At 44.8% G+C, this 3,075-nt stretch carries 1 protein-coding gene and 1 pseudogene; one reads left to right on the plus strand and one right to left on the minus strand.

Going from position 1 to position 3,075, the window contains the following annotated elements; genetic code table 11:
• On the minus strand, positions 1-488 hold a 488-nt coding region (locus VK541_RS24570; protein ID WP_324373262.1), incomplete at its 3' end, for an alpha/beta hydrolase.
• 163 nt (positions 489-651) lie between these two features.
• Between VK541_RS24570 and VK541_RS24575 the strand changes: the two are divergent.
• A pseudogene (locus tag VK541_RS24575) lies at positions 652-3,075 on the plus strand (hypothetical protein); the annotation flags it as partial.

Here is a 3,075-nt window from a genome sequence, read left to right on the forward strand (position 1 = left end):
ACACCAGACACCACGATGAGCCTGCGTACCTGCTCAGGATGGCGCACTGCCATCTGAAATGCTACCCCGCCTCCCATGCTATACCCTAAAATATCTGCGCTATCTATTTTGAGGTGCCTGAGCAGGCCCGACACATCGTCGGCCATACCTTCGAAACTAATTTCGCGGGAGATATCTCTTGTACGGCCATGACCCTGCATTTCAGCTACGATTACTTTCCGGTCTTTATCCAGCAGGGGTATGATGTGCGCCCAGTTTAAGGGTATCGTCATAAAGGAGCCATGAATCAGTACAAGGGGTTTTCCTTTACCATGCACTTCGTAATACATTTTCAGCCCGTTTACGTCTGCATACCCTTTCTCTGCAGCGCCGACCTTTTGATTTTCAATACCCGGCTGAACTTTTTTTTCGCCAGCCGGATTGCAGGAAATAAGACCCGCTATAATCAGTATGAAATATTTTGCATTGTTTTTCATATGTTCTGCCATTAAGATTTACAGTTTAGTTTTTTCAGCTTTATAGGAGAGCAACACCGTTCCGCATGCAAATGTTTTCGAATGAGGACACAGCCGTTAAAAATACCCAATTTGCTTATCGTCGAGTTGGATAAAACCGACATGGATCTCTATATTTGCAGTCCATAGCGCTCAAATGAAGAATGCCTCAAAAATTTCAAATCATGCAACCAGAATAAGGGTTCAATCAGCGCTGTTGCTGTTGTTTTCCCTTTTTTTCGGTAATGTATCGGGGGCCGTATTTGTAGTAACCAGCAATGCAGATAGCGGGGCCGGAACACTCAGAGAAGCATTGACCTTAGCGGCGGCCAATGGATCAGCAGAGATCGATCAGATTCGCTTCAATCTTCCGGGACTTACACCGGCTGATCATACCATTAAAATCAATTCCGATCTGCCGGTCATTACAACAGATGTAATCATTGACGCTTCTACACAGCCAGGTCAGAATGCCTCTGTAAATGGAGCTAAGGTGATTATTGATGGCAGTCAATTTACACTCAGACCTTTTCAAATACAATCGGTATTCAGGATCCTGGATGTAGAACACTTTGAATTCTATAGCATAATTATCAAAAACTTTGACCTCGCAGGAATTAGGATCGGCGGTCTGTACTTTTTTGGATCAAACGGATATATAAAGATCGGCGAACCCGGCAAAGGCAATGTGATTTACGGAGTGTACGGTATTACCAGCCAAAACCTAGTGTCAGCAAGAGATGGAGAAATTGAAGAATTCATCATGACGAATAACTTCATTGGAGTCAAAGAGAACGGAATTGATATTCCACATAATTTCGAGTGCGGAGTCAGTTTGAAGCGTGTCCATAAAGGAATTATCGGCGGCCAAGGCCAGACAGAAGGAAACCTGATCTTTGGAATCTTCAACATTAGCTATGGTGACTTCCCCGGAAGCAGAGGCGGAGCATTTTCACTTGCCGTAAAGAACAATTTTTTCACTGCCAACATCAACGAAGAAAGACCAGGCCTGACCATTGCGAGAAACTCCATCTACAATGGCCTTAGCGGAGAAAATTTCACGCATACCGGGCCATTTAACGTTGAAGTAAGTGACAATGTCTTTGGTTCCTCCTTTGGCATGTCCGGTATAACCAATGTAAATGCCATCATTCAAAGAAACTACTTTGGCACCTCCAGAGACCAAAGCAAACCACTGCCAATCAATAATAATGCTATGGGGTTCCGGTTTCTGACCGGACACGTACTGGTTGGGGGACCAACAGTCCAGGAAGGAAATGTCATTACCAATGCCAATAGCAACCCGGTATATGTCACCGAGTTATTCGCGGTTACAGCTGAAGAAGCAAAAAATATTGAGCTCAGCCACAATTCTTTTTACTGCAATCCGGGGATACCGTTCCTGTATGTATATACTGGCCCGTTTGCCAAGCCTCTTGAAGTACTCCTTAAAGAAAAAACACCTTCCTATGTAGCCGGTACTACAGCACCTGGCGCAAGGGTTGAACTCTTTTATACCGATCCGGAATGTACCAATTGCCAGCCAGAAAGATACTTTGCAACCGTAACCGCCGACAATGCAGGTAACTGGAAATACCCTGGAGCAATAGAAAGCGGTGTTTCGGTTATGGCTTCAGCTACACTGAATCAATTGAGTTCCGAATTTTCCGACCCGAGGATTTATGTTTATCGTTCGGCAGAGCCGATACTCAAAATCACAAACCAAACCTGTGACGATAAGCTGGGTAAAATCGAAGGTGTCTTTACCGTCAACGTAGACAAAGTAGAATGGAGAAATGAAGCAGGACAAATCATGGGAACAAATGCAGGCAGCGTTTCCAACCTTCCTGCAGGCAGATATCGCCTAAAAGGAAACCAGTTTGGCTGTATTGTCTTTTCAGAATGGATAACTGTCGAAAACCAGGTACCCCAGCTGGCATTTACAGGCTTGCCAAATATTGTTCACGCTTCCTGTGGCAATGGTGGGTCGATATTGAATTTATTCCCCAACAACTACACGGAACTCACCTGGCTTGATAAGAACGGCACAGTGGCAGGAAACGAACGTGAACTCACAGATGTTCCTCCTGGCGAATACAAGTTAAAGCTAACAGGCCTGGAAGGTTCTGGCTGCATTAAAGAATTTGGTCCTTACATCATCAACAATGTAAATGGACCAAATATAGACGTCAGCGGTATGAAGAAGACGAATGCGACATGTCTCACTGCCGGCAGCATTAAGGACCTGAATGTCACGGGAACAGGTACAATCATTTATAAATGGATTGATGCAAACGGCAGCGAAATGGGCCATACCAAAGACATCAGTAACCTGCCGGAGGGAAGCTATAGACTCCTGGTCAAGGACGAGAGTTCCTGCGGCACAATTGAATCTGCCGTATTCAAAATTGAAACAGACAACAAAATTGAACTGAATGACCAAAATGCAAACAGCACCAATACCGCATGCAATGCCAGTACCGGAACCGTCACAGGCATTACTTTTACCGGCGCCGGTCAATTTAAATGGCTCAATGAAAGAAATGAAACTGGCGGAAATTCTTCGGAGCTGACCGGGGTA

Source organism: Pedobacter sp. (assembly GCF_035317785.1).
Classification (GTDB): Bacteria; Bacteroidota; Bacteroidia; order Sphingobacteriales; family Sphingobacteriaceae; genus Pedobacter.